The organism is Cryobacterium sp. (assembly GCF_025463825.1).
Taxonomy (GTDB): domain Bacteria; phylum Actinomycetota; class Actinomycetes; order Actinomycetales; family Microbacteriaceae; genus Cryobacterium.
The window spans coordinates 14,661-37,049 of the sequence record NZ_JAODBG010000105.1 but is presented as its reverse complement, the minus strand read 5'-3'; the positions used below and the strand labels follow the sequence as shown (position 1 = coordinate 37,049).

Annotated in this window: 21 protein-coding genes and 1 pseudogene; 15 read left to right on the top strand and 7 right to left on the bottom strand. The window is 69.9% G+C overall.

The window, feature by feature from the left end; translation table 11 throughout:
- The first annotated feature begins 40 nt into the window (after nucleotides 1-40).
- Nucleotides 41-919, top strand: a complete 879-nt coding sequence (locus JWP54_RS12785; protein WP_297372669.1) for an LLM class flavin-dependent oxidoreductase — start codon at nucleotides 41-43, stop codon at nucleotides 917-919.
- Between the two features lie 146 nt (nucleotides 920-1,065).
- On the opposite strand, the gene JWP54_RS12780 is transcribed toward JWP54_RS12785, so the two are convergent.
- Entirely contained in the window at nucleotides 1,066-1,269 is a 204-nt protein-coding gene (locus tag JWP54_RS12780) for a winged helix-turn-helix domain-containing protein (protein WP_297372667.1), read from the bottom strand.
- Between JWP54_RS12780 and JWP54_RS12775 the strand changes: the two are divergent.
- The 3 genes and pseudogenes from JWP54_RS12775 to JWP54_RS12765 form a co-directional block, all read left to right on the top strand.
- Nucleotides 1,229-2,209 (top strand): annotated as a pseudogene (locus JWP54_RS12775) (molybdopterin oxidoreductase family protein); the annotation flags it as partial. The gene JWP54_RS12780 and the pseudogene JWP54_RS12775 overlap by 41 nt on opposite strands.
- Entirely contained in the window at nucleotides 2,202-4,070 is a 1,869-nt protein-coding gene (locus JWP54_RS12770) for an FAD-dependent oxidoreductase (RefSeq protein WP_297372665.1), read from the top strand. The pseudogene JWP54_RS12775 and the gene JWP54_RS12770, both read left to right, overlap by 8 nt.
- Nucleotides 4,071-4,243: 173 nt before the next feature.
- The gene (locus JWP54_RS12765) at nucleotides 4,244-6,607 is read left to right on the top strand and encodes an FdhF/YdeP family oxidoreductase (protein WP_297372663.1); all 2,364 of its coding nucleotides are present in this window, start codon (nucleotides 4,244-4,246) and stop codon (nucleotides 6,605-6,607) included.
- Between the two features lie 6 nt (nucleotides 6,608-6,613).
- Here the strand turns inward: JWP54_RS12765 and JWP54_RS12760 are convergent, their stop codons facing one another.
- Nucleotides 6,614-7,252, bottom strand: coding sequence for a TetR/AcrR family transcriptional regulator (locus JWP54_RS12760; RefSeq protein ID WP_297372660.1), 639 nt, complete (start codon nucleotides 7,250-7,252; stop codon nucleotides 6,614-6,616).
- A gap of 66 nt (nucleotides 7,253-7,318) precedes the next feature.
- Here JWP54_RS12760 and JWP54_RS12755 point away from each other — a divergent pair, with 66 nt between their 5' ends.
- On the top strand, nucleotides 7,319-7,768 hold the full coding sequence (locus JWP54_RS12755) for a nuclear transport factor 2 family protein (protein ID WP_297372658.1): 450 nt from the start codon (nucleotides 7,319-7,321) through the stop codon (nucleotides 7,766-7,768).
- Nucleotides 7,765-8,652 carry an SDR family oxidoreductase gene (locus tag JWP54_RS12750; protein WP_297372657.1) on the top strand — a complete coding sequence of 296 codons (888 nt, stop codon included), beginning with the start codon at nucleotides 7,765-7,767 and terminating at the stop codon, nucleotides 8,650-8,652. The genes JWP54_RS12755 and JWP54_RS12750 overlap by 4 nt, the downstream gene beginning before the upstream one ends.
- Before the next feature lie 94 nt (nucleotides 8,653-8,746).
- Here the strand turns inward: JWP54_RS12750 and JWP54_RS12745 are convergent, their stop codons facing one another.
- Nucleotides 8,747-9,061 carry a DUF6457 domain-containing protein gene (locus JWP54_RS12745; protein WP_297372655.1) on the bottom strand — a complete coding sequence of 105 codons (315 nt, stop codon included), beginning with the start codon at nucleotides 9,059-9,061 and terminating at the stop codon, nucleotides 8,747-8,749.
- Nucleotides 9,062-9,270: 209 nt separating this feature from the next.
- On the opposite strand from JWP54_RS12745, the gene JWP54_RS12740 reads away from it, so the two are divergent.
- From JWP54_RS12740 to JWP54_RS12730, 3 genes are all read left to right on the top strand, one after another.
- The gene (locus JWP54_RS12740; protein WP_297372653.1) at nucleotides 9,271-9,855 is read left to right on the top strand and encodes a hypothetical protein; all 585 of its coding nucleotides are present in this window, start codon (nucleotides 9,271-9,273) and stop codon (nucleotides 9,853-9,855) included.
- Nucleotides 9,758-10,567: an HNH endonuclease signature motif containing protein gene (locus tag JWP54_RS12735; protein WP_297372651.1), complete on the top strand. Its 810-nt coding sequence runs from the start codon at nucleotides 9,758-9,760 to the stop codon at nucleotides 10,565-10,567. The genes JWP54_RS12740 and JWP54_RS12735 overlap by 98 nt, the downstream gene beginning before the upstream one ends.
- A gap of 98 nt (nucleotides 10,568-10,665) precedes the next feature.
- Entirely contained in the window at nucleotides 10,666-11,202 is a 537-nt protein-coding gene (locus JWP54_RS12730) for a 2'-5' RNA ligase family protein (RefSeq protein ID WP_297372649.1), read from the top strand.
- A 20-nt stretch (nucleotides 11,203-11,222) separates the two neighbouring features.
- On the opposite strand, the gene JWP54_RS12725 is transcribed toward JWP54_RS12730, so the two are convergent.
- The 3 genes from JWP54_RS12725 to fdhA form a co-directional block, all read right to left on the bottom strand.
- Nucleotides 11,223-12,416, bottom strand: coding sequence for a molybdopterin molybdotransferase MoeA (locus JWP54_RS12725; protein WP_297372647.1), 1,194 nt, complete (start codon nucleotides 12,414-12,416; stop codon nucleotides 11,223-11,225).
- A gap of 152 nt (nucleotides 12,417-12,568) precedes the next feature.
- Nucleotides 12,569-13,333 (bottom strand): NTP transferase domain-containing protein, encoded by a 765-nt coding sequence (locus tag JWP54_RS12720; protein WP_297372645.1) that lies wholly within the window; start codon nucleotides 13,331-13,333, stop codon nucleotides 12,569-12,571.
- Between the two features lie 216 nt (nucleotides 13,334-13,549).
- Entirely contained in the window at nucleotides 13,550-14,767 is a 1,218-nt protein-coding gene (gene fdhA, locus JWP54_RS12715) for a formaldehyde dehydrogenase, glutathione-independent (protein WP_297372643.1), read from the bottom strand.
- 273 nt (nucleotides 14,768-15,040) lie between these two features.
- Here fdhA and JWP54_RS12710 point away from each other — a divergent pair, with 273 nt between their 5' ends.
- The gene (locus tag JWP54_RS12710; protein ID WP_297372641.1) at nucleotides 15,041-16,162 is read left to right on the top strand and encodes an AI-2E family transporter; all 1,122 of its coding nucleotides are present in this window, start codon (nucleotides 15,041-15,043) and stop codon (nucleotides 16,160-16,162) included.
- 102 nt (nucleotides 16,163-16,264) lie between these two features.
- Here the strand turns inward: JWP54_RS12710 and JWP54_RS12705 are convergent, their stop codons facing one another.
- Nucleotides 16,265-17,845 carry a Na+/H+ antiporter gene (locus tag JWP54_RS12705; protein ID WP_297372639.1) on the bottom strand — a complete coding sequence of 527 codons (1,581 nt, stop codon included), beginning with the start codon at nucleotides 17,843-17,845 and terminating at the stop codon, nucleotides 16,265-16,267.
- A 164-nt stretch (nucleotides 17,846-18,009) separates the two neighbouring features.
- Between JWP54_RS12705 and JWP54_RS12700 the strand changes: the two genes are divergently transcribed.
- The 5 genes from JWP54_RS12700 to JWP54_RS12680 all read left to right on the top strand — a co-directional run bounded on the left by JWP54_RS12700 (nucleotide 18,010) and on the right by JWP54_RS12680 (nucleotide 22,353).
- Nucleotides 18,010-18,867 carry a class II fructose-bisphosphate aldolase gene (locus JWP54_RS12700; protein WP_297372638.1) on the top strand — a complete coding sequence of 286 codons (858 nt, stop codon included), beginning with the start codon at nucleotides 18,010-18,012 and terminating at the stop codon, nucleotides 18,865-18,867.
- A gap of 1 nt (nucleotide 18,868) precedes the next feature.
- Nucleotides 18,869-19,696, top strand: a complete 828-nt coding sequence (locus JWP54_RS12695) for an HAD-IA family hydrolase (protein ID WP_297372636.1) — start codon at nucleotides 18,869-18,871, stop codon at nucleotides 19,694-19,696.
- Complete coding sequence (gene dhaL, locus JWP54_RS12690; protein WP_297372635.1) at nucleotides 19,693-20,391, top strand: dihydroxyacetone kinase subunit DhaL; 699 nt, start codon at nucleotides 19,693-19,695, stop codon at nucleotides 20,389-20,391. The genes JWP54_RS12695 and dhaL overlap by 4 nt, the downstream gene beginning before the upstream one ends.
- A 40-nt stretch (nucleotides 20,392-20,431) precedes the next feature.
- Nucleotides 20,432-21,427, top strand: coding sequence for a dihydroxyacetone kinase subunit DhaK (gene dhaK, locus JWP54_RS12685; RefSeq protein ID WP_297372633.1), 996 nt, complete (start codon nucleotides 20,432-20,434; stop codon nucleotides 21,425-21,427).
- Nucleotides 21,428-21,675: 248 nt separating this feature from the next.
- Nucleotides 21,676-22,353 (top strand): maleylpyruvate isomerase N-terminal domain-containing protein, encoded by a 678-nt coding sequence (locus tag JWP54_RS12680; protein ID WP_297372631.1) that lies wholly within the window; start codon nucleotides 21,676-21,678, stop codon nucleotides 22,351-22,353.
- Nucleotides 22,354-22,389: the final 36 nt, after the last annotated feature.

The following is a 22,389-nucleotide window of genomic DNA, read 5'->3' as shown; positions in this document are numbered from 1 at the left end:
GGTCGAATGCGGGTCGGGGCCGGTTCGTAGACTGCGGGGTATGCGCTACGGAATCGTGATCCTGCCCCAGTTCGAGTGGCCGGCGGCGCGCCGCAGGTGGCAGCGCGCCGAGGAGTATGGATTCGACCATGCCTGGACCTATGACCATCTCTCCTGGCGCAGCCTGGCCGACCAGCCCTGGCACGCCACGATCCCCACCCTGGCCGCCGCCGCGGCGGTCACCGATCGGATCCGGCTCGGCACCTTCGTCGCCTCGCCGAACTTCCGGCATCCGGTGCCGTTCGCCAAGGAACTGGCCACCGTCGACGACATCTCCGGCGGGCGTTTCACGCTCGGGGTGGGCTCCGGTGGTACCGGCTTCGATGCGTTCGTGCTCGGCCAGACCGAGTTCACACCACGACAGCGGCACGACAGGTTCGCCGAGTTCGTGAGCGATCTGGACCTGCTCCTGCGTCACGAGGAACCCGGCGCGGGAGGCTTTAGCTTCACCGGCGACTGGTTCACCGCGGTGGATGCGCGCATGGTGGGCCGGCCGGCGCAGCGCCCCCGGCTGCCGTTCGTGATCGCCGCGAACGGGCCGAAAGGCCTGAAACTGGTGGCCGAACACGCCGCCGGCTGGGTGACCACCGGCGCCGACGGGGCCGTGGGGGAGGAATGGTGGAGCAAGGTGACCGCCCTGGTGCACCGGCTGGAGGACACTCTCGCGGAGTCCGGCCGGGACCCGGGCACGCTCGACCGGCACCTGTCGCTGGACAGCGGCGGAGCGTACTCGCTGCAGAGCCTCGGCGCGTTCGATGACGCCGTCGGCCGGGCCGCCGACCTCGGCTTCACCGACGTGATCAGCCACTGGCCCCGCGCCGACGGCATCTACGCCGGCAGGGAATCGGTCCTCGACGAGGTAGCCGCCCGCCTGGGCTGAGCCGCCTGGTGCGAGCGCCCGCCCTCAGCCCTGCTCGAGTTGCCAGTTGGGGCCAGTTCCGGGCGTTTCGAGGGGCCGCAAGTGTCATCTCGCGAGATCGCGTGGGCGCGCGGGCGCGGGCGCAGGCGCGGGCGCGAGGGCAGCAGCTAGACGTCGATGCGGTAGCCGCGCTTGATGACGGTGGCGATCAGCGCCGGCACCGGCAGGGCCTGGCGCAGCCGGCTGATGGCCACGTCGACGGCGTGGTCGTCCTGGATCTCGGGCAGCGCCGCGGTGAGGTCGGCGCGGGAGAGCACCGACCCGCGGGCGGCGAGCAGGGCCCGCAGCAGCGTCAGCGACGTCGGCGGCATCCACACCCTGCTCGTGCACGGCGCGAACGTCGTGGTGTCGGCGCCGGATGCCGACCGGGTGCGTGGGGGCCTGCTGAGCCTGGACTTCCTCGTGGTCTGCGACTTCTTCTTCTCCGAGACCGCCGCCCTGGCCGACGTGGTGCTGCCGGTCACCCAGTGGGCCGAAGAGGAGGGCACGATGACCTCGCTCGAGGGGCGGGTCCTCCGTCGCCGCCGCGCCATCGACCCACCGGACGGGGTCCGGAGCGAACTGTGGATCTTCCAGGAACTGGCCCGGCGCCTCGACGCCCCCGGGGTCTACAGCGCCGAACCCGGCCTGGTCTTCGATGAGCTCTGCCGGGCCTCCGCGGGCGGCATCGCCGACTACTCCGGTCTCGACTACGCGCTGCTGGACGCGGGGGAGCCGGGCTATTGGCCGTACCCGGCCGGATCCGGCGGCACCCCGCGACTGTTCCTGGACCGCTTCGCGCACGAGGACGGCCGGGCGCGCATCGTCGCCGTCACGGCCCGCGCCGTGGCCGCACCGGCCCAGACGCAGGGAGCCCTCACCCTCATCACCGGCCGGCTGCTCGAGCACTACCAGTCCGGCGCGCAGACCCGGCGGGTACCCGAGCTGGCCGGCGCACAGCCGGAGGCGCGCATGCAGGTGCCCCCGGCGACCGCGGCGGGCCTGGGCCTGACCGATGGCGGCTGGGCCGAACTGGCCAACGAACGCGGGATCGTGCGCTGCCGTGCCCAGCTCAGCGCCGACATCCGGCCCGACACCGTGTTCCTACCCTTCCACTTCCCGGCCGACCAGCGGGCCAATCTGCTCACCGCCGGGTCCACCGACCCGGTCTCCGGCATGCCGGAGTTCAAGCGCACCGCCGTGCGGGTGCGGGCGATCGATGCGCCCGACCGGCCGGCTCCCGACCACGAGAGGGTGATGGCGGATGCCTGACCACACTTCTGCCCGGATCCCCGGCGCCGCCGGACGGGCCGCCCCGGAGCGCATCGTCGTCGTCGGCTACGGCCCGGTCGGCTCTCGATTCGTCGACGAGCTGCTCCCGCTCGTGGAAGCCGGTCTGGCCGACCTCACCGTCGTCGGTGCCGAGCAGGAACACGCCTACAACCGGGTGCTGCTGGCCGACTACGCCGTGGGCCGCACCGACCGCGACACCCTCGACCTCACCGACGGCAGCCGGGCCCCCGCGGCGGGTGCGCGCGTCCTCACCGGCACCAACGTCACGTCTGTGAACCGCACCATCCGCACGGTCAGCCTCAGCGACGGCAGTTCGCTGCCTTACGACAGGCTCGTGCCGGCCACCGGTGCCCGCGCCAATGTGCCCACCCTCGACGGCGTCAAGCGGGTGCGCCGCGGCCTGATGAAGCCCGGCGCGGATGCCGCCGCCCTCGACTCCGCCGAGGCGCCCTTGCCCCGCGGCGTCAGCGCCCTGCGGGACCTGGCCGATGCCGCCATCGTGCTGGCCGCCGTGCAGGCCGGGCAGCGCATCGTTGTGCTCGGCGCCGGGATGCTCGGCATGGAGATCGCGCTAGCGGCATCGGCCGCCGGCGCGCAGATCTGCGTGGTCTACCACGGTGAGATCCCGATGAACCGCAACCTCGACCGCGGCGCCGGCTCGGTGCTCACCCGCAGCGCCCGTCGGGCCGGGGTCAGCATGGTCAACCACGCCCGCGCGGAGAGCGTGCTCTTCTCCCACGACGACGACGGTGTGGAGCGCTTCGAGGCACTGATCTGCGCCGACGGCAAGCAGATCAGCGGTGACCTGCTGCTGCTCTCCTGCGGCGTGGGCGCCCGCACCGAACTCGCGCACCTGGCCGGCCTGCCGGTGTCCACGGGTATCCTGGTCGACGAGTCGCTGCGAAGCTGGGCGGATTCGGCCATCTCCGCCATCGGGGATTGCGCGCACGTGGCCGCCCGCCCCGCCGACGCCGACCTCGGCGCCGCCTGGAACGGTGCCCGGATGGCGCCGGCCGGTGGGCCGAGCGGCCTGATCGGGCCGGGCTGGCGTCAGGCCGACAGGCTCGCGGCGCGCTTCACCGCGGAGATCACGGCGGGGAGCAGGGTCGGGCGTGGATCCGGGCTGACGGCCGCGATCGCACCGCAGGGGACCGTTCTGCCGACGACTGCTAGGCCGTCGACTGCTAGGCCGTCGACTGCTGTGCCGTCGACTGCTGTGCCGGCGACCGCCGGGCCCGTAACTTCCGTGCCGTCAGCGGCTGCCCCGGAGCCGGCGCCGGTCCTCGCGGCCGGGCCCGCCGCATCCGTCGTGATGCTCAAGGCCGAGGGCATCGATGTTGTTGCCGCGGGGGACACCTCCGCCGACCCGTTCGACGCGGCCCTGGCCGAAACCGACGCGCACGCGCACGGCTGTGGCGCGGGCGATCCCGCCCCGCTCAGCGTGTCCCAGTGGGCCGACCCGGAGCACGGCCGGTACGTGAAGATGATCACCCGTGCGGGCATCCTCACCGCCTTCGTCTGTGTGGGCATGCCGCGCACCGGCGCCGAACTGACCCTGCTGTACGAGCGCGGCAGCGAACTGCCGGCGGACCGGTCGGTGCTGCTGCGCTTCGACGGGCCGGACTACGACCCGGCGACCGCGGGCGACGCGTTCGCACCGGATGCCACGGTGTGCTGGTGCAACGGCGTCACCGTCGAGGCGATCACCACCTCCGCCCAGGCCGGCAACGACACGGTCGCCTGCATCGGATCGGCCACCCGCGCCGGGACCGGCTGTGGCGGCTGTAAGGGCCGGATCGGGGAGGTACTCGAGCGCTTCGCCGCCCAGGGCGTCGCCTGATCGCGTCGAACGGCGCCGCGAGTTGCCGCACCCGAAGGGGCCATTCGGCGCAGCTCGGTGGGCGGGATGCACTTGCCTTCCGGCTGGGATGCTGATAGCCCTGAAGGGGTAACTCCAGGAAGGTTCCGGGCGTCGGCGAGTGCCGTTCTCCGGCCGTCGAAGGGATGCCCGCCATGTCGCCCAAGAGAATCGCCAGCCACCCCACGGCGAACGAACCGAGCCCGGTACACCTCGACGATGCCGAGGTGGCCGGTGAGGGCGTCCTGGAGATCGGCTCACCGAGATCCTGGGCGGCCGGCGTCCCCGGGGTGCTGCACTCCACCATCCCGGCGCTGGAGGGGATGGGTGTCAATCGCAGCCGCAAGACCCTGCTGGCGATGAACCAGAAGGACGGCTTCGACTGCATGAGTTGCGCCTGGCCGGATCCCACCCACCGCAAGACCTTCGAGTTCTGCGAGAACGGTGCCAAGGCCGTCACCTGGGAGGCCACCCCGATCACGATCGGCAGCGAATTCTGGGCCGAGCATCCGGTCAGCGACCTGCTCGGCCGCACGGAGTACTGGCTGGGCATGCAGGGCCGGCTCACCGAACCCGTCTACAAGGCCACCGGCGACGACCACTACCGCCCGATCAGCTGGGCGGACGCGTTCCGGGTGATCGGCGACAAGCTCAACGCCCTGGAGTCGCCCCACCAGGCCGCGTTCTACACCAGCGGTCGCACCTCGAACGAGGCCGCGTTCGCGTACCAGCTTTTCGTGCGCGCCTACGGCACCAACAACCTGCCGGACTGCTCCAACATGTGCCACGAGTCCTCCGGCTGGGCGATGGGCCAGACCATCGGCATCGGCAAGGCCACCATCACGTACGACGACTTCGGCAAGGCCGACCTCATCATCGTGATGGGCCAGAACCCGGGCACGAACCACCCCCGGATGCTGACCGCCCTTGAGGAGGCGAAGGAGAACGGGGCGCAGATCGTGGCGGTCAACCCCATGCCGGAAGCCGGCCTCAAGCGGTACAAGAACCCGCAACGGGTGAAGGGCATCATCGGGCGCGGCACGGACATGGCGGACCAGTTCGTGCAGATCCGGCTCGGCGGTGACATGGCCCTGCTACAGGCGGTGTCCAAGCGGGTGCTCGCGGCCGAGGCCGCGAATCCCGGCACGGTGCTCGACCACGACTTCCTGGCTCAGCACTGCCAGGGCCTGACGGAGCTGACCGAGCACCTGGCCAAGGTCGACGAGGCGGCCGTGCTCGAGGCGACGGGCCTGCGCACCGCGGAGATCGATGAGCTCGCCGAACGGTACCTCCGTGCCGACAAGGTGATCATCACTTGGGCGATGGGGCTCACGCAGCAGAAGAAGGGCGTGGCCACAATCAAGGAGATCATCAACCTGCTCCTGCTGCGCGGCAACATCGGCAAGCCAGGGGCCGGGGCGTCGCCGATCCGCGGCCACAGCAACGTACAGGGCGACCGCACGATGGGTATCTGGGAGCAGATGCCGCCGGCCTTCCTGGACTCCATCCAGGCGGAGTTCGGCTTCGACCCGCCCCGCGAGCACGGCACCGACTCGGTGCAGACCATCGAAGGGTTGCGGGATGGCCGGATCAAGTTCTTCATGGCCGTCGGCGGGAACCTGGTGTCGGCGATCAGCGACACCCACGCGGCCGAGGCGGCGATGCACGGAGCGGAGATGATCGTGCAGGTCTCCACCAAGCTGAACCGATCGCACACTGTCGTCGGTGACGAAGCGCTGATCCTGCCCACCATGGGCCGCACCGAGATCGACCGGCAGGCCACCGGCGTGCAGTTCGTGTCGGTGGAGGACACCGTCTGCGCGGTGCATCCGTCATGGGGCCAGGTGCCGCCGGTGTCGCCGACGCTGCTCTCGGAGGTCGCCATCGTGAGCCGGCTGGCCCGGGAGGTGCTCGGCACCTCCGTCGACGTGGATTGGGCCGGCTTCGAGCGCAACTACGACCTGATTCGCGAGCACATCTCGCACGTGGTCGCTGGCTGCTCCGAATACAACACCAAGATCCGCCAGGACGGCGGCTTCCTGCTGCCGAACGGGCCGCGGGATTCCCGCACCTTCCCCACGCCCACCGGAAAGGCCATGCTCACGGTGAACGACCTCGAGTACCTCGACCGGCCGGAGGGCACCCTGATCCTGCAGAGCCTGCGCTCGCACGACCAGTTCAACACCACCATTTACGGGCATGACGACAGGTACCGCGGTATCAAGAAGGGCCGCCACGTGGTGTTCGTGAACCCCAACGACCTCGTGGCGCTTGGCCTGGCCGACGAGCAGTCGGTGGATGTTCACGGCGTCTATCCGGACGGCGTCGAGCGGGTGCTGCGCGGGTTCCGGGCGGTGGCGTATCCGACGGCCAGGGGCTGCGCAGCGGCCTACTATCCGGAGGCGAACGTGCTCGTGCCGCTCGGCCATCTCGCCGAGGGCAGCAACACGCCCGTATCGAAGGCCGTCATCGTGCGGCTGGAGCCTGCCCGCACTGCCGAGGTCGCGACCCCGGCATGAACACCGTCAGGGCAGGAGCGCCGCAGCCATCGACCTGCCGACGTAACGCCCGAAGCGTTCGGCATCCCAGCCGCGCCGCTGCACGAGCAGGTCGTAGAGCTCCGGTGAGCTGTGCAGCCACATCACATCCACCGCTTCCTCGAAGCTGACGTCCTCTCGCAGGTATCCCCGCTCTACCAGGAACCGCGCGTTATGGCGCATCCGCTGCAGGCGATCATCGTGGCTCTGCTCGAGTAACGCTGCCATGTTCCGGTCCGTCGCCGCTGCGGAACGCACGAGAAGCAGGAGAGGGTTGACCTGCCCTGCCACCTCTGCCGTCAACTCCCCCCATTTGCGCATCAGGACATGCGGGTCCGACTCCTGTTCTCGCATGGCATCCGAGCGATCGTGGGCGGCGGTCGGGCCCCGCCCTGCCAGTCCCCGCTCGTAGAGCGCCCGTACGATTCCGGGCTTACCGCCGAACACCTTGTAAATGGTTTCGGCGGATACGCCGGCCTCGTCCGCCAACGCGGCGATCGTCGTTCCTGCGTATCCCGCCTCGATGAATCGGTACCCGGCGGCGTCGAGGATTGCATCGTAGTTCCGGCGAGCGGCGGCTTGCCGGCTCGCCGAATTGTAGCTTCGGGGGCTCTTGACTGTGTCCATATATGGTTCCATAATCCGGTAATAAGTAAAGTTCACTGTACTCAAAGGTGGTGCATCGTGCAAAGGATGCCACATTCAGAACCTGGCGTGGCCGAACTCGTGGCCCGGGTCGTCGCGGCCACGAACGCCCATGACGTGGACGGGATCGTCAGCTGTTTCGCTCCGGACTATGTGAACGAGACCCCGGTTCATCCATTGCGAGGTTTTCGCGGGCGGGAGCAGGTTCGCCTGAACTGGGAGCGCATCCTCCCAGCGGTCCCCGACCTGCGCGTGGAGGTGACCGCATCCGTGGTGGACGGCAACACCGCGTGGACCGAATGGGAGCACCGCGGCACCCGGTTGGACGGCACCCCGCACCTCATGCGAGGCGTGATGATCTTCGCCGCGGCGGGTGGATTCTTCACTCGAATGCGGTTCTACCTGGAGACCGTTGAGCAGTCGACAGGCGATGTCAATGCCGCCGTCTATCGAATAGTGCACGCCGGGTCCGGCAGCCACTGGAAGGGAGAATCATGATCCTCGTCGCCGGAGCAACCGGCCGATTGGGTGGACTGATCACGAGATCATTACTCGCTCGCGGAGAGGAAGTGCGTGCGCTGGTGCGCAACCTGGCAGAAAGCCCTGGACTGACCGCCGCAGGCGCAAGCCTCACGGTTGGCGATCTGAAAGATCCGCCATCGCTCGCCGAGGCCTGTGCAGACGCGGAAGCCGTCATCACGACGGCGAACTCCATGGCCAGGGGTGGCTCGGACACCGTCGAATCCGTCGACCGGACCGGCAACCTGAACCTCATCGATGCCGCGGCTGCCCACGGCGTCAAGCGATTCATCTTCATCTCAGCACTCGGCGCGGCCTTGGAGAGCCCCTCGCCGTTCCTGCGCGCCAAAGCCACAGCGGAACAGCGGCTGCATGAGAGCGGAATGCGGGTCACGATACTGCAACCAAACCTCTATTTCGAGTTGCTTCCGGTGGCGGCGGTTGGCCTCCCGGCCCTCGCCGGCCGGCCTGTGACTCTCGTGGGAGAAGGTCGTCGTCTTCATTCCTCGGTGTCGATGGCGGACGTGGCCGGGTATGCGCTTGCCGCGCTCGACCATGACGATGCGGCTGGGCAGACACTCGTCATCGGAGGTCCGAAGCCGGTGTCGTGGCGCGATGTCATCGCCGCCTTCGAAGACGAACTGGGTCGGGAGATCCCCGTGTCCTTCGTACCGATGGGGGCCGTGGTTCCAGGTCTGCCGCCCATGCTGGTCGACCTCCTCACGGCACTCGAAACCTACGACACGCCGCTGGATATGAGTCAGTTGTCTGACCGGTTCGGCATTCAGCCGACGGCGCTGCAGACCTTCGTGCACGGCTTCGTCGCGAGCTACCGGCAGGAAGGGCAGCCGGCGGCGCGGTAGAGCAAGATCCGCCACGAAAGTCGGACGCGAAACGCGTGCCGGGAATGTCGGGGTTCGCCCGGTGAAACAGGGGTCCGCACCGTGCACATCGCGGTCACTGCGCGGTGTGCGTCCACCCGTCCTCGATGCCGCCGTCGCCGGACTTTTCGGTCGCCTGCCTGGCCACGCCTACCGCCCGTGCCACCGCATCTGTCGATTCCTGCTTACCGGAAGTCGACGTCATCCCCGCCGCGTAGCCGACCAGGAACGTGCTGATCGGGCCGCCGCCTGGGCCAACCGCTTTCGTCGTCTCGTCGGCCAGACTCAGGAGCAGGACGTGGTCGACCTCCAGGTCCAGAATCTGCAGGGCCTGGGCCAACCGCCGGCTGAGGTCATCCAGGGCGTGTGGGTCGGCGGCGGGGTTGTTCATGGGATCTCCTCTGGGCGTAGAACGGCGAAACGATTCGTGCTTCAGGAGTAGCACCGACGGTGACGGACGGCAATCACCCGGCGCCGCACGAGCGTGCCTTCCGGCCGATTCCACTCCGGCCACTCCTCCACAAGCGGCCGGTCAGGTGGCCTTTCCACTGCCGCTTTCGGGCGGGTGGCAGTGTCGGTGAGTGGTGCGATCATGGGGGTATGAGCAGACCCGCAGAGCAGTTCTCAGGTGATCCGGACGACCGGCCCGGTGACCACCCCCGCGAGCAGAGCGGCGCCGACCCCGGTACCAACGCGACACCCTCGACGGGCGGTCCGGAAGGTGCCCGCGACCAGGTTGACCGGCGGCGGCGCACGCTACAGGAGCAAGCTCAGGCCACTCTCGCGAAGGCGGCGAAAGCGCATCAGGGGATCGCCCGGGCCAGTGCGAAACGGGCCCGGGCGTTGGATGAGCTGCGCGAATGGAGCTCCGACCCCGTCAACGCGAAGCTGCTCAACCCCGAGTATCCCGGCATGGCTGCCGGCCAGGTCCTCACGGATGCGCAGGCCAGCCCGCGGAAGATCACCGCCTGGGAAGACCAAGAAGTCGCCCGCCGCACCGTGACCAGCGAGGTCGCCTGCACCCTGCACCTCGCGGAGCGCACCGCGGAGAGCCTGATCGGGCGAGGCGTCGATGTTCGCCGGTCCGATGAAGGCCACCCGGGTCGTGTGGTGGGAGGGCCGGCCCGACGGGATGGGCACCCTGACCTGGTACGGCACCGCGCAGCAGACGATGGCCGCCCATGACCGGTTGACCAGCGTCACGACGGCCACCCAGGCCGGTGAACGGCAGAACGAGGGCATCCCCGAGGACCAGCGCCGCACGATCGCCCAGATCTGCGCCGACGCGATCGGCGATCTGCTGCTGGACGGCGTCACCCCCTCCGGCACCGGCGGCGGCATCCGGGGGTCGGTCATGGTGACCGTCCCGGTGCTCACCGCAATGGGCACCAGTGACGCCCCCGGCTTCCTGGAGGGCTACGGGCCGATCCCCGCCGCGGCGGCCCGGGCGATCGCCGCCGGAGCGCCGAGCTTCACCCGGCTGCTCACCCACCCGGAGACCGGAACGGTGCTCTCGGTCGGCAACGAGCCGTACGCGGTCCCGGCGGACCTGCGCCGGTGGTTGCGGTTGCGGGACGGCACCTGCCGGTTCCGCGGCTGCACCCGGCCGGCAGCCCGCAGCGACCTCGACGACACCACCTCGTGGGAACACGGCGGACCCACCGACCACGACAACCTCGCCCACCTCTGCCGCTCGCACCACCGGTTGAAACACCACACCCTGTGGGCCGTGGAGCAAGAACCCGGCGGCGTGCTGGTCTGGACCTCCCCGGCCGGGCTGACCCACCGCACCCACCCGGAGACCTACCTCGGCCCGCCCGCCACCCAGGCACCCCAACCACCGGAAGCCCCGGACGCCCTCCGGCCGAGCGACTCGCCCGAAGACCCACCATTCTGAAAGCGCGCGTCTGAACCCACCGTTCCGAACCCGTCGTTCGGTCGTCTACAAGCGGCGCCGCACCCTCGTGTTCGTGCGTGGCGGGGCATGATGGCAGGGTGCGCAGCATCGAGTTGACCTTCGACCCGGCCTTCGAGGCCGCGTTCCGAGCCGAGTGGGCGATGTTGCAGGCCGCAGGGCTGCCGAATCTGGGCCGGCATCCGGACGCCAGCAATCGGCCGCACCTCACTCTCGCCGCCGGCCCGGCCATCGAGCCCACCGCTGCCCTGACGGCCGTGTTCAGCCCCGACCAGCAACGTGCGCGCGCGCCACTGCCCGTGGCGATCCGCGTCTCCGGCGTTCTGCTCTTCCAGGCGGGTTCCGGTCGCTTCGTGCTCGCCCGCCCAGTGGTGATGTCGGCGGAGTTGCTGGCGCTGCACCGGGCCGTTCTCGACCGCGCACCCGGCGCGGTGGAACTCACCCAGCCCGACCGATGGACACCGCACGTGACCCTGGCCCGACGCATCAGCGCCGGTCAGGTCGCCGAGGCCCTCGACGTCCTGGGAGAACCACCGGCACCGGGGCGGTGCGTCGCCGCGCGGTTCTGGAACGGGGAGACGAAGTCCCTCACCCCGTTGACCCCGACGGAAGCCTGAACGAGCGGAGTCGACCCGGTCTACCAGGGCAGCGGAAGCGTGGCGACCGACTCCGGAGCACAGGCGCCGCCGGACGGGACGATGGCCACACCGTCGGCCTCGGCCAGTCCTCGCAGCATGCCGGACCCCTGCCGGGCGGTCGGGACAGCCCCGTCGGCCGTGTGCCGATAGGCCACCAGACGGGTCGACCCGCTGAGGTTGGCGACGTCCTGCGCCAGCTCGATCCGGCCGAGGGGGGCCAACGGCCGGCCAAGCATCCCCTCGATCAGCGGCACCCCGAGGCTGGCCAGCACGAGCATCGCCGCGAGCGGGTTGCCGGGCAGGCAGAGCATCAGCCGGCCATCGGCCAGCCGGGCGACCATCACCGGGTGCCCGGGTCGCATCCGAACGCCGTCGATGAGAACGGTGGCCCCGAGCACGGTGAGAGCCGCGCGCACGTGGTCGGCCGGGCCGCGGGCACTTCCGCCGGTGCTGATCACCAGGGCCGCGGTGCTCGAGCGCACCGCCTCGACGGTCTGGTCGAGATCGTCCGGTAGCCGTCGCATGCCGGTCAGCCGCACCCCGAGGTTGCCGAGCAGTGCCGGAAACTCGGGGGAGTAGGCATCCCGGACCTGGCCGGGGCCGGGGACGCCGGACTCGATCACCTCGGTGCCCAACAGCAGCAACTCCACGGTGGGCAGCGCCGACACGGTGAGGGTGTCGTGGCCGGTCACCGCGGCCAGGGCCACCCGCGGCGTGGTGAGCAGGCAGCCGGCGTCGAGCATGCGTTCGTCGAGCCCGCACTCCTCGCCGCGGGCCCGCACGTGCTCGCCGGGCGCGGGCTCGTCGTCGCCGGCGTCCGCCGACCGGACGAGCGTGGCCGCGATGCCTGCCGTGGGCGCGCGCCGCACCGCGCCATGTTCCGAGCGCAGGATGCCGTGGGTTCCGGCGGGCACGCACCCACCGGTCGCGATGGCCCGGGCGGATCCCGGTGCGAGGTGCTCGGTGGACGGCGGGTCGCCGGCCAGGATCGGTTCGCCGAGCAGCCAGGGTTCGTCGCCGTTGACGGCCCACCCGTCCATGGCCGACGACGCGAAGCCCGGCAGGGCGGTCAGCGAGTGCACCACGGTGGCGAGCGTGCGCCCGGCTGCTTCGAGCAGGGGGACGGTCTCCGTGCTACGGGGCATTTCCGTGCCGAGGCGGTGCACGGCGGCCCGGGCCTCCAGCCACTCCATCAGCGGGCCAACCGGTCGACACGACGGCCGGCGACAATGCCGGCCTCGCCGAAGCGGACGGGACGGCCGGAGTGGATCGCGGGCATTGCTGGCTCCTTGCGGATCATCGGCGACGGGTCGCCTAGGTCAAGGCTAGCCACTCACCGCTGCTCTCAGGGAGACTCCGCACGCGCGGGCGGAGGAGGCAGGACGATGCCGAGCCTGGCGGCGTCCGCCGGGGTGTCGACATCGTCGCCGAGGGCATCTGGCAGGCGCAGTTCCACCAGGTGGAGGCCGCCGATGAGGGTGGTCACCGACAGGTTCTCGGCGGTCCCGATCAAGCCCGCTGACGAGACCAGGGCTCTGCGCCGGTAGACAGCGAGTAGCGGCTGACGCCGGCCACCGGAATCGACGCTGATCAGGCCGTCAGCGAGCTGACCCGCGTCGGCTCCGACCTGCGGGAAGGCGAGGAGACTGTCGAGCCCGGCCAGGAGTGTCGAGACCGCCTCATCGGCCCGCACGAGGTCGCCGGCGAGCACCACGACCCAGTCGGCGCCGGTTGTGTTCTCGGCCGCTGCGGTGCCAGCGGCCGTGTCGGCGGCGTTGTCCGCCTGCGCCGATGCGGGCCCGGCGTCCTCCGACGCACCCGCCAGCGCGTGGAGCCCGGCCATGATGGCCGCGGCAGGGCCGCCCCAACGGGGTCGTTCCACCGTTCGCAGCACGGCTGCGGGCAGGACTGCGTCGGAGCCGACCACGCAGATCCGCCGTGCGCCGGCGGCAGCGCCCAGCACGCCCTCCAGCAGGCTGCGGCCGTGCCAGACCAGGGCGGTCTTGTCGATGCCGCCGAGCCGTTCGGCCCGGCCGCCCGCGACGATAAGCGCGTCCCAGTGCACGGCCGCGCCGGCGCCCGGGCGAGCCGGCTGAGTTTCTGGGGGCATGGCGGGGTCCAGAGGATCGGGTTGACGGGCGGTGTCGCCGGGGCTGCCGCGTGCGGCGACCAGATCAGGCTACCCGCGGGCGCCCGCACCCGCGTCCGGCGCCCGCATCCGGCGCGGCGTGCCGGTACGGCAAGCGGGACCGGGCGGCTGGTGCCGCCCGGTCCCGGATGTCGCCTGCCGGTGGTCTCAGGGCGAGTCGGCCCGGATGGAGCCGGCTCAGTCCTTGAGGTAGCCGTTCGGGTTGAGCACGTACTTGGTAGCCGCACCCGCATCGAATTCGGCGTACCCGCGCGGGGCATCCTCGAGGCTGATCGGCTGTGCGTGCACAGCCTTGGCGATCTGCACCCTGTCGTGCAGGATCGCCATCATCAACTGCCGGTTGTATTTCATCACCGGGCATTGGCCGGTGGTGAACGACAGTGACTTCGCCCAACCGGTGCCGAGGCTGAGCGACAGTGAACCGACCTTGGCCTCCTCGGTCCCCGCACCGGGGTCACCCGTGACGTAGAGACCGGGCACGCCGAGAGCGCCACCGGCTGCCGTGATCTTCATCAGCGAGTTCAGCACCGTCGCCGGTTGCTCCTTCTCGGCATCCTTGCCGTGCCCCCGTGCTTCGAAGCCGACGGCGTCCACCGCCGCGTCCACCTCGGGCACACCCAGGATCTGTTCAATCTGATCCTGAGGCTCACCCTTGGTGAGGTCGACGGTTTCGCAACCGAAGCTGCGCGCCTGCGCCAGGCGTTCGGGATTGAGATCTCCCACAATCACGACGGCGGCTCCCAACAGCTGGGCCGACACCGCAGCAGCGAGTCCCACGGGTCCGGCGCCGGCGATGTAGGCCGTTGAGCCCACAGCCACTCCGGCGGTGATGGCGCCGTGGAACCCGGTCGGAAAGATGTCAGACAGCATGGTGAGGTCGAGGATCTTCTCCAGGGCCTGCTCCCGGTCCGGGAACGTCAGCAGGTTCCAATCCGCGTAGGGCACCAACACGTACTGGGACTGCCCACCGACCCATCCGCCCATGTCGACATAGCCGTACGCGCTGCCCGGGCGGTCCGGGTTCACGTTCAGGCAGATGCCGGTCTTGCGCTCCTTGCAGTTGCGACAGCGACCGCAAGAAATGTTGAACGGGACGGATACGATGTCGCCGACCTTGATGAATTCGACGTCGCGGCCGACTTCGACCACCTCGCCGGTGATCTCGTGCCCGAGCACCAGGCCCGTCGGAGCCGTGGTGCGCCCCCGGACCATGTGCTGGTCGGAGCCGCAGATGTTCGTGGTGATGGTTCTCAGGATCACGCCGTGCTGAACCTGGCGGCCGATGTTGGCCGGGTTGACCCCGGGTCCGTCCCTCAGCTCGAAGGTGGGGTAATCAATGTCGATGACATCGACCTTGCCCGGTCCTTCGTAGGCGACTGCTCTGTTTCCTGCCATTTTGTATCCTCCTTGATACCTGGTGTGATGCCTGAACCGACCGGTCCGCGCTTGCGGGTGCACGGCATCCTCATGGTGTTTCTCGGTGGTTCGTCCGGAGCCTCGGATCCCGCTGGGACATCCTCCATGGCACTCCAGGACACTGGGAATTCCTCGGGTGTCGGGTACCCGAAACGTGTGTATCGTGTGATTGTCGAACCCCAAAAACGCCTCTGGCGGTGTCCCGGCGCGTTTTATCGAGCTATGTCGCGAAACGTTGTTTAGGGTGGTGACATGCGAATTTCCGATAACTCCGGCTCCCGCCAGGTCGTTGCCCAGACCACCGGTCCGACGACGTTACGAACCCTGCTGACCGACAAGCTGGGCTGGCTCGGCCTTCGCAGCGCCCAGATTCTGATGGCGCTCGCGCTGGTGGCCGTCATCGTCTTCGTCCTCGTGCAGGTGAAGCTCGTGGTCATCCCCGTGCTGATCGCGATCATCCTCGCCTCGGCGTTGAGCCCGGTGGTGGGATGGCTGCGCCGTCGCGGGCTGTCGGCCATCCTGGCGACCTGGGTCACCCTGCTCACCGCGATCGTGGTGTTCGGCGGGATCGTCACCCTCATCGTTTTCGCCGTCGAGAACCAGTGGAGCGATCTGTACACCAGCGCATCCGATGGCATCGACGAGCTGTCGACCTACCTAGCCGAGGGCCCGCTCGCCATCGACGCCAGCCAGATCGAGGACGCCAAGAACGCCGGTATCGACTTCCTCACCAGCAGCCAGTTCGGCTCCGGCGCCATCGCCGGGGTGTCCGCTGCCGGCCAGTTCATCACCGGGCTGGTGCTCGTGATCGTGATCCTGTTCTTCTTCCTCAAGGACGGCGACGTCATCTGGAACTTCTTCCTCAAGCCGTTCCGCGGCGAACGCCTGGCGCGCGGCCGCCGGATCGGCACCACCTCAGTGCGGGTGCTCGGCGGGTACGTGCGGGGCACCGCCATCGTGGCCTTCGTCGACGCGGCCGCGATCGGCATCGGGCTGGCCGTTCTCGGGGTACCCCTGGCGCTGCCCCTCGCCGTGATCGTCTTCATGACCGCATTCATCCCGCTGATCGGCGCCACGGTGGCCGGTATTCTGGCCGCGCTGGTGGCCCTGGTGGCGAACGGCTGGGTCGTCGCCCTGATCGTCGTGGGTATCGTCGTGGTGGTGAACCAGCTCGAGGGCAACTTCCTGCAGCCCGTCGTGATGGCCCAGTCGCTCAAGTTGCACCCGCTGGTCATCCTCGTCGCGCTCACCGCGGGCACCATCCTGGCCGGCATCATCGGTGCGGTGCTCGCCGTGCCGATCGCCGCCGTGGGCTGGGCGATCGCCAAGACCTGGAACGAACCCGCGCTTCCCCCGCGCCCTGCGCTCACCTAGCTGCGAGGATATCGCTCGCAGCACGTGAAAATGCTCGTTGCGTGGCTTAATGCGTGCAATATCGCACGCAGCGAGCACGAACGCACGCCGCGAGCGGGCGGCTCAGTTCTCGAGGCGCTTGGGCGAGCCGGCCTTGAGGGCGGTTTCCTCCACGTCGATGAAGGCCAGCGCCGACCGGATGGCCGGCTCCTGGTAGCGTCCCTCCACCCGGGCGGCCAGCACGGCCTCCCGCTCGGCTTCGATCATGGCCCGTCGTAGCCGGTTGTACGCGGCAGGCAGGGGCTCCGCGTCATTCGGTGCCGGGTTGTCGAGCGCATCGGCCAGGAACACGGCGTTGGTGCGCAACCGGCCGATCACCCGGGCTTCGTCGGCGTCGGTGACCTCGGCGTCCAGCCGGGCCAGGCCGGCGGTCTGCGCCTCCGCCAGCAGCATCTGCGCCTCGATCCGCTCCTGCGACTTGTTCGGTGGCGGCAACCGCAACCGGCGGATGATCCACGGCAAGGCGAGCCCCTGCAGGAGCGTGCCGACCACCACGACGAACGCCAGCAGCTGCAACAGCTCCCGCTGCGGAGTTTCGGGCGGCAGCAGGAACACCGCCGCCAGGGTGACCACGCCGCGCATTCCGGCGAACGACACGGCCACCCCGGTGCGCCAGCTCCAGCCCCGCTCCCGCAGGCGCCGCGGCCCGTACCGGTAGATCGAGGTGGTGATCGCCATCCACACGAACCGAGACAGGAGCACCGCGGCGAAAATCACCAGCGAGATCCGCACCGTCGCCCAGAACCCGGTGCCGGTCAGTATCGCGCCCTCGAGGATGGACTCCAGGTTCAACCCGATGAACAGGAACACGGCGTTCTCCAGCAGGAACTGGATGGTGCGCCAGTTGATCGATTCCGCGATCCGGGCCTCCGCCGACTGGATGACCGGGGCCCGGTAGCCCAGGAACAGCCCGGCGATCACCACCGCGAGCACCCCGGAGCCGTGCACGAGTTCCCCGACGATGAACGCCAGGTACGGCGTGACCAGCGACAGGCTGGTGTCCAGCACCGGAGCATGCAACTGCCGGCGGATGATCGCAAGCACATAGCCGACCGCGAGCCCCACGCCCACCCCGCCGACGACCGCGACCGCGAAGTCGCCGGTCACGGAGAGGGGGCTCACGGAGCTCAGGATGGCCGCGATCGACGCGTTGAGGGCCACCAGGGCGGTGGCGTCATTCAGCAGGCTCTCGCCCTCCAGCACGGTCACCACCCGCCGCGGCAAGCCCAGCCGCCCGGCGATGGCCGTGATGGCGACGGCATCCGTCGGTGCGACGACGGCGCCGAACGCGAACGCGGCGGCCAGCGTGATCGCCGGCACCACCAGCCAGGCCGTGAGTCCGACGGTGACAACCGTGAAGGCCACCAGACCCACCGACAGCAGCAGGATGCCGTCTCGCCTGGCCCGCACGTCGACCACCGACGTGCGGATGGCCGCCGCGAACAGCAGCGGCGGCAGCAGGCCGTAGAGCACCAGCTCCGGCTCGAGTTCGATACGCGGTACCGACGGCAGGAACGACGCGGCCGCCCCGACGACCACCAGCACGAACGGTGCCGACCAGCCGATCCGCCGGGAGAAGCCGGTCACGATGACGGTGACCACCACGAAGACGACGATCCAGACGATGGTGCTGACAGGGTCCATAGCGACAATTATGCGTGAGGAGCGCGGGGCCGTCCCCGCACCGGATCGGTACCGGCGCCGCGCCCCGGCGCCGGCCACCGCGGCCAACCGGCGTCACCGGCTGCATTGCCGGTTGGCGGGTTCGCGCCTACCATCCCCAGAACACGCGAGGAAGCGAGGCGCACATGGCCGTGAGCACTCTCAAAGACATCGTCGATCGTGCGTTCGCCGAGAAGTACGGCGTTCCCGCGATCAACATCGTCAACGACTTGACGATGGAGGCGGTACTGGCCGGGGCGGTCGAAGCCCGCTCACCGGTGATCGTGCAGACCTCCGTGAAGACCGTCAAGTCGATCGGCTCCGACGTGCTCTTCGCCATGTGGACAGCAATGACCGCCGGCATCGACGTGCCGGTGGCGCTGCATCTTGACCACTGCCCGGACCGGGACGTGATCACCGAGTGCCTCGAGCGCGGTTGGAACTCGGTGTTGTTCGACGCGTCCACCCTGCCTTCGGAGGAGAACCAGCGCCAGACCATCGAAGTGGTTCGGCAGGCGCGCACCTTCGGCGCCCACGTGGAGGGTGAGATCGAGTCGATCACCGGCGTCGAAGACGGCGTGGGCAGCGACACCGAGGCCGCCAGGCAGAGCCTCGACGTGTCGCTGAGGTTCCTCGAGGCCACCGGCGTCGACGTGTTCGCGCCGGCGATCGGCAACGCGCACGGCGTCTACAAGCGGGAACCGGTCCTGGATTTCCAGCGGGTGAGCGACCTCGTCGCCGCGCACCCGATCCCCATCGCGCTGCACGGCGGCAGCGGCATGACCGACGCGCAGTTCACCGACCTCATCGCCCGCGGCTGCGCCAAGGTCAACATCTCGACGGCGCTGAAGATCACCTACATGAAGTCGAACCTGTCGTTCCTCACGGATGCGCAGGCGCGCGACAAGTGGGACCCGCCGTCACTGTTCGCGAAGGTGCGCACCGACATCGTCAACCTCACCCGGGGCCTCGCCGAGCAGTTCGGCAGCGCGGGGAAGGCCTGACATGCCGGCGCTGATCTTCGACTGCGACGGAGTGCTCGCCGACACCGAACGGGACGGCCACCTGCCGGCCTTCAACCAGACCTTCACCGAGTTCGGGGTGCCCGTGCAGTGGAGCGACGCCGACTACGCCGAGAAGGTGAAGATCGGCGGCGGCAAGGAACGGATGCGCAGCATCCTCACCCCCCAGGTCGCCGCCGAGTTGGGCCTGCCGGAGAACCCGGACACCTGGGGCGACGCCCTCCTGGCCTGGCACAAGCGCAAGACCGCGATCTACACCGAACGGGTGGCCGCCGGGGTGATGCCCGGCCGGCCGGGCATCCGCCGGATCACCGAAGAAGCCGCCGCCGCCGGCTGGACCCTCGCCGTGGCGTCGACCTCGGCGGAGGAATCGGTGCGCGCCGTGCTCAGCCATGCCGTCGGGCCGGAGCTGGCCGAGCGGTTCCGGGTGTTCGCGGGCGATATTGTGCCCGCCAAGAAACCCGCCCCCGACATCTACCTGCACGCGCTGCGCGAGCTGGCGGTGGACCCCGCCGAGACCCTGGTGATCGAAGACAGTGCCAACGGGCTGCAGGCGGCGCTCGCCGCGGGCCTGGCCACCCTGGTGACGGTGAGCAGCTACACAGCCGAGGAGGACTTCGACGGTGCCGCGCTCGTTGTCTCGTCCCTCGGCGACCCGGCCGGTCCCGCCGCCGAGGTCCTCGCCGATCCGGCCGGCCGCCGCCCCGACGGGTACGTGCGCCTGGCCGACCTGGCCGCGATCCTGCAGGGCGCACCCCGGCCATCCGCTGCCGACCCCGCCGCTGCCCACCCAGAAAGCGAGACCTCATGACCAGCCTGGCCGCCACCGAATTCGTGGTGCACAGCATCGCGCAGACCGCCGTCGACAACGAGAAGGAGTTCGGCGACCTCGACGCCGTGGTCGGCGACGGTGACTTCGGCTACTCGCTCGCCCGTGGCTTCGAGATCGTTCTGGCGGACTGGGACAGCTTCGACCGGTCCAGCCCGAGCGCGTTCCTGAAGAAGGTCGGCATGGTGATCTCCGGCCGTATCGGCGGCACCTCGGGGCCGCTCTGGGGCACCGCTTTCCTGCGGGCGTCGATCGCCGTCAAGGACACCGGCGAGGTGCACGGCGCCGAGGCCCTGGCGATGCTGCGCAACGCGATCGACGGCATCAAGGCCCGCGGCAACTCCGACGTGGGGGACAAAACCCTGCTGGACGCCCTCGTGCCGGTGGCGGATGCCCTGGAGGAGGACGTCGCGGCCGGCACCGATGCGGCACCGACGCTGCGGCGTCTGGCGAAGGTGGCCCGGCGAAGCGCCGACCAGACGTCGATGCTGCAGGCCCGCCGTGGCCGGGCCAGCTATACGGGGGAGCGCAGCATCGGCTCGCCGGATCCCGGCGCGGTGGCGGTGGCGGTGATCCTGGAGCGGCTCAGCGCCGAGTGGGATGCGCGGGCGGCGGCATCCGCCGGCGGGCAGCACACCGGCCCGCCGGCCGAGCGTCCGACGAGCTCCACCGACTGACCCGGACCAGCCGAGCACCGCATCGCGAAGAGAGGGAACCATGAAGAAGTTCGTCAACGACCCGAAGCAGTACGTCCCGGAGATGCTCAAGGGCATCGCGCTGGCCAACCCCGACACGTTGACGTACGTGCCCGCCTACAACCTGATCATGCGGACAGATTCCCCGAACCCCGACAAGGTGTCGATCATCCAGGGCTCCGGATCCGGTCACGAACCGGCGCACGTGATGACGGTCGGCAAGGGCATGCTCGACGCCGCCTGCCCCGGCGACGTCTTCTCCGCCCCGCCGATGGACTACGTCTACGAGACCACGAAACTGCTGGCCTCTCCCAAGGGCGTGCTGCTTCTGGTGAACAACTACACCGGCGACCGGATGGCGTTCGAAATGGCGCAGGAACTCAGCGCCGCCGACGGCGTGAACGTGAAGACCCTGTTCATCGACGACGACGTCGCCGTGCAGGACTCCACCTACACCGTGGGCCGCCGCGGCGTGGCCGGCAATTTCTTCGTGATGAAGGCCGTCGGTGCGGCAGCGGAGCAGGGCGCGGACCTGGACGAGCTCATCCGGATCGGCGAGAAGGTGGACAGCGTCACCCGCACCATGGGTATCGCCCTCACCTCGTGCACGCCGCCGGCCAAGGGGTCGCCCCTGTTCGAGCTCGGCGAGGACGAGATCGAGGTGGGCGTGGGCATCCACGGCGAACCCGGCCGGCGCCGCGCCAAGCTCACCACGGCGAACGAGATGACCGACGAGCTGCTGGACGCCGTGGTCAAGGACCTGCCCTATGTGGCCGGCGACCGGGTGGCCCTGATGATCAACGGGCTCGGCGGCTCACCGATCAGCGAGCTGTACATCCTGTTCGGGCACGCCCACGAACGGCTCACCGAGCTGGGTATCACCGTAGGCCGCAGCTATGTGGGCGAGTACTGCACGTCGCTCGACATGGCCGGGGCCTCCCTCACGCTGGTGCGGCTCGACGACGAGATCGAGGCGCTGTTGCAGGCGCCGGCGGAGATCGCCGCCCGGGTGTTCTGAGCGCAGTCCGGCTGACTGAGCGCAGCCCGGCGTTGGCTTCCTGCGGCGCCGGGCCGAGACTCCGTGTGGGCCGGGACGCCCGCTCGGGGCGGCGGCCGAGCGCACCCGGTCCATGGGGTGTGCTCGGCCATTGTGGGTGTGCGCCGCGAGCTTCGAACGGATGCGGGTGCTGGGGGAGCCCCGGACTGGGGAAGGCCCGACTTGGCCAGTCCTATACCGGCAGGGCGCGGTGCCGCTACTCTGGCGGCATGAGTGAGACTCCGCGGGACTGGCCAGAGATTGTTCCCGCTTTTGAGGCGGCAACCAGGTGGTTCGTCTCGGTGACCGCGGGCATCGCCGAGCGGGCGGCCGGGGAGTCGGACGTCTGGGCCCAGGTGGGACTGGGGGAGTGGACTGTGCGCGACCTTGTCGGGCACACCAGCCGGGCACTGCTCACCATCGAGACGTACCTCGACCTGGCGGCGGACAAGGATGCGGCCGGCACCATCGCACCCGTCGAGGTGATCAGCCCGGCGGCCTACTTCGAGCGGGCGCTCGCCGCGGGCACGCCGGAGCTGATCGCGCAGCGCGGCCGGGAGACCGCCGCGACCCTCGGCGCCCGCCCCGCGACCGCTGTCGCCGCGCTCGCCGCCCGGGTGCTGGCCCGGGTGGCCGCCCTCGACGGTTACGAACCGGCGGACACCCCGGCCGGACGTATCCGCATCGCCGAGTACCTGCCATCCCGCACCCTGGAGCTCACCGTGCACACGAGCGACCTGCTGCAGAGCCAGGGCGTGCCCGCCGCCGAACAGACCGTGCCGGAGGCCGCCGCCGCCGCGACCCTGCAGGTGCTCGCCGACCTGGCCGCCCGCCAGGGAGTCGCCGCCCCGTTGCTGCGCGCCGCCACCGGCCGGGCGCCGCTGCCCGCCGGTTTCACCGTGCTCTGACCCGACCGCTGTGCCGCGCCCTGCTGTGCCGCGCGC

What these genes read in the sequence shown, in the direction of transcription:
- JWP54_RS12780 (WP_297372667.1), bottom strand. Translation starts at nt 1,269, where the DNA reads ATGCCGCCGACGTCGCTGACGCTGCTGCGGGCCCTGCTCGCCGCCCGC.
- JWP54_RS12760 (WP_297372660.1), bottom strand. Translation starts at nt 7,252, where the DNA reads ATGGACACAGTCAAGAGCCCCCGAAGCTACAATTCGGCGAGCCGGCAA.
- JWP54_RS12710 (WP_297372641.1), top strand. Translation starts at nt 15,041, where the DNA reads ATGCGAATTTCCGATAACTCCGGCTCCCGCCAGGTCGTTGCCCAGACC.
- JWP54_RS12720 (WP_297372645.1), bottom strand. Translation starts at nt 13,333, where the DNA reads ATGCCCCCAGAAACTCAGCCGGCTCGCCCGGGCGCCGGCGCGGCCGTG.
- dhaK (WP_297372633.1), top strand. Translation starts at nt 20,432, where the DNA reads ATGAAGAAGTTCGTCAACGACCCGAAGCAGTACGTCCCGGAGATGCTC.
- fdhA (WP_297372643.1), bottom strand. Translation starts at nt 14,767, where the DNA reads ATGGCAGGAAACAGAGCAGTCGCCTACGAAGGACCGGGCAAGGTCGAT.
- JWP54_RS12705 (WP_297372639.1), bottom strand. Translation starts at nt 17,845, where the DNA reads ATGGACCCTGTCAGCACCATCGTCTGGATCGTCGTCTTCGTGGTGGTC.
- JWP54_RS12745 (WP_297372655.1), bottom strand. Translation starts at nt 9,061, where the DNA reads ATGAACAACCCCGCCGCCGACCCACACGCCCTGGATGACCTCAGCCGG.
- JWP54_RS12785 (WP_297372669.1), top strand. Translation starts at nt 41, where the DNA reads ATGCGCTACGGAATCGTGATCCTGCCCCAGTTCGAGTGGCCGGCGGCG.
- JWP54_RS12735 (WP_297372651.1), top strand. Translation starts at nt 9,758, where the DNA reads ATGAAGGCCACCCGGGTCGTGTGGTGGGAGGGCCGGCCCGACGGGATG.
- JWP54_RS12750 (WP_297372657.1), top strand. Translation starts at nt 7,765, where the DNA reads ATGATCCTCGTCGCCGGAGCAACCGGCCGATTGGGTGGACTGATCACG.
- JWP54_RS12740 (WP_297372653.1), top strand. Translation starts at nt 9,271, where the DNA reads ATGAGCAGACCCGCAGAGCAGTTCTCAGGTGATCCGGACGACCGGCCC.
- JWP54_RS12700 (WP_297372638.1), top strand. Translation starts at nt 18,010, where the DNA reads ATGGCCGTGAGCACTCTCAAAGACATCGTCGATCGTGCGTTCGCCGAG.
- JWP54_RS12770 (WP_297372665.1), top strand. Translation starts at nt 2,202, where the DNA reads ATGCCTGACCACACTTCTGCCCGGATCCCCGGCGCCGCCGGACGGGCC.
- JWP54_RS12765 (WP_297372663.1), top strand. Translation starts at nt 4,244, where the DNA reads ATGTCGCCCAAGAGAATCGCCAGCCACCCCACGGCGAACGAACCGAGC.
- JWP54_RS12695 (WP_297372636.1), top strand. Translation starts at nt 18,869, where the DNA reads ATGCCGGCGCTGATCTTCGACTGCGACGGAGTGCTCGCCGACACCGAA.
- dhaL (WP_297372635.1), top strand. Translation starts at nt 19,693, where the DNA reads ATGACCAGCCTGGCCGCCACCGAATTCGTGGTGCACAGCATCGCGCAG.
- JWP54_RS12755 (WP_297372658.1), top strand. Translation starts at nt 7,319, where the DNA reads ATGCCACATTCAGAACCTGGCGTGGCCGAACTCGTGGCCCGGGTCGTC.
- JWP54_RS12725 (WP_297372647.1), bottom strand. Translation starts at nt 12,416, where the DNA reads ATGGAGTGGCTGGAGGCCCGGGCCGCCGTGCACCGCCTCGGCACGGAA.
- JWP54_RS12680 (WP_297372631.1), top strand. Translation starts at nt 21,676, where the DNA reads ATGAGTGAGACTCCGCGGGACTGGCCAGAGATTGTTCCCGCTTTTGAG.